We start from the raw sequence: 2288 nt of genomic DNA, 5'->3' as shown, positions 1-2288 counted from the left end.
ACCGAGCGGCTGCGCATCACCCCCTCGCCCTACCATGATGACGGGTTGATCGACCGCCTTGCGGAGGCGCTGCTGCAGGTCTGGGAGCGGCTAAGACTGCCGCTGGAGCAGAAGCCGCTGGCTGCGGAGTAGGGTCCCGCTCGGCTTAACGACGATCGGTAATCACCGGTAAAGGGCGCAACTTCCCTGTCGCGTGCGGCAGCGCCAAGCGCTACATTTCGGCGGATTTCGGTTGACGGAACCGCTCACCTTTCGTCATGCCCCGCGAAAGCGGGGCATCCAGTAATCCGAGACACCGAGGCAAGTCTCAGGCGTTTCAGAGTACTGGATCGCCCGGTCAAGCCGGGCGATGACAGGCGAGGACGCCAATCCGACCGAACCAAGGGAGGACAGCGGGAGCCGATGCTGCACGACTGGGCCGTGATCGCAGCCGCCTTCGGCTATATCGGGTTCTTGTTCCTGGTCGCGAGCTATGGCAACCGCCGCTCGCCGGGCAAGAAGAGCCGCGCCAGCGCGCTGATCTACCCGCTGTCGCTGGCGATCTACTGCACCTCCTGGACCTTCTTCGGCTCGGTCGGTTTTGCCACCCGCACCAGCATCGATTTTCTCGCCATCTATGTCGGGCCGGTCCTCATGATCGGGCTGGGCACGGGTGTGCTGCGGCGCGTGATCGCGCTCGCAAAATCGCAAAACATCACCTCGATCGCCGATTTCATCGGCGCGCGCTACGGCAAAAGCCAGGCGGTCGCCGCCACCGTGGCGGTGATCGCGATCATCGGCTCGGTGCCCTACATCGCACTGCAGCTCAAGGCGGTCGCCTCCTCGCTGCAAACCATTTTGAGCGAGGATGCGGCGATCTCCCGCGTCCCGATCATCGGCGACATGGCACTGATGGTGACGCTGGCGATGGCCGCTTTCGCGGTGCTGTTCGGAACCCGGCAGGCCGACGCCACCGAGCACCAGCACGGCCTGATGCTGGCGGTCGCGACCGAATCGATCGTCAAGCTGGTGGCCTTTCTCGCCGCCGGCGCCTTCGTCACGTTCTGGATGTTCACTCCACGGGAGCTGATCGAAGAGGCGCTGAAGACGCCCGAGGCGGTGCGCGCGATCGACTACGTGCCACAGGTCGGCAATTTCCTCACTATGACGCTGCTGTCGTTCTGCGCGATCATGCTGCTGCCGCGCCAGTTTCACGTCAGCGTGGTCGAGAACGCCGATGATGCCGAGGTCGGCCGGGCGCGCTGGCTATTTCCGCTCTATCTCGTCGCCATCAATCTGTTCGTGATCCCCATCGCGCTCGCGGGGCTCGTGACCTTCCCGTTCGGTGCGGTCGATTCCGACATGTATGTGCTGGCGCTCCCGATCCAGGGCGAGGCGTCGCTGCTTTCGATCGGCGTGTTCGTCGGCGGCCTGTCGGCGGCGACCGCCATGGTGATCGTGGAATGCGTCGCGCTGTCGGTCATGGTGTCGAACGACTTCGTTGTGCCGCTCGCGCTGCAGCGCGGGGCGGAGTCGGGTAGCGTAGTCAGGCAATTCGGCAGCTTCCTCTTGGCCTCGCGCCGCATCGCGATCATCGTCATCATGGTGATGGCCTATTTCTACTATCGCGCGCTCGGCAACGCGCAGCTCGCGGCAATCGGGCTGTTGTCGTTCGCGGCGATCGCGCAGCTTGCGCCGGCCTTCTTCGGCGGTCTGCTGTGGCGGCGCGCCACCGCGCGCGGCGCAATCGGCGGCATGATGGTCGGCTTCCTGGCCTGGAGCTACACGCTGTTCATTCCGAGCTTCCTCGAAGGCAACACCTCGGGGATCCAGTTCCTGCAGCATGGCCCGTTCGGCTTCGAGCCGCTGCGGCCGCAGGCGCTGTTCGGCGCCGACCTGTCGCCGCTGCTGCACGGCGTTCTGTGGAGTCTGTCGCTCAATATCATCGCCTATGTCGTACTGTCGCTGAGCCGCAGGCCGTCGGCGATTGAGGTGCTGCAGGCCGATTTGTTCGTGCCCGCGACCATTGCGCCGATCACGCCGACTTTCCGGCGCTGGCGCACCACCATCACCGTGCAGGACATCCAGAGCACGGTCGCGCAATATCTCGGCCCCGAGCGCACCTGCCAGTCGTTCGACGCCTTCGCGGCCACCCGCAATGTCCGGCTCGAGCAGCAGGCGCCGGCCGATTTCGAGCTGCTGCAGCATGCCGAGCACCTGATCGCCTCCTCGATCGGCGCGGCCTCCTCGCGCCTCGTGATGTCGCTCTTGCTGCGCAAGCGCGCCGTCTCGGCCAAGGCGGCGCTGAA

At 65.3% G+C, this 2288-nt stretch carries 2 pseudogenes; both read left to right on the top strand.

Features of this window, described 5'->3' with window-relative positions:
- A pseudogene (locus JOZ76_RS09500) lies at positions 1–132 on the top strand (5-aminolevulinate synthase); the annotation flags it as partial.
- A 270-nt stretch (positions 133–402) separates the two neighbouring features.
- Positions 403–2288 (top strand): annotated as a pseudogene (locus tag JOZ76_RS09495) (hybrid sensor histidine kinase/response regulator); the annotation flags it as partial.

This window comes from Bradyrhizobium sp. (genome assembly GCF_019244115.1).
In the GTDB taxonomy this organism is placed as follows: domain Bacteria; phylum Pseudomonadota; class Alphaproteobacteria; order Rhizobiales; family Xanthobacteraceae; genus Bradyrhizobium.
Note: the sequence above shows the minus strand (reverse complement) of the source record. Positions and strands in the feature narration are given on the sequence as shown.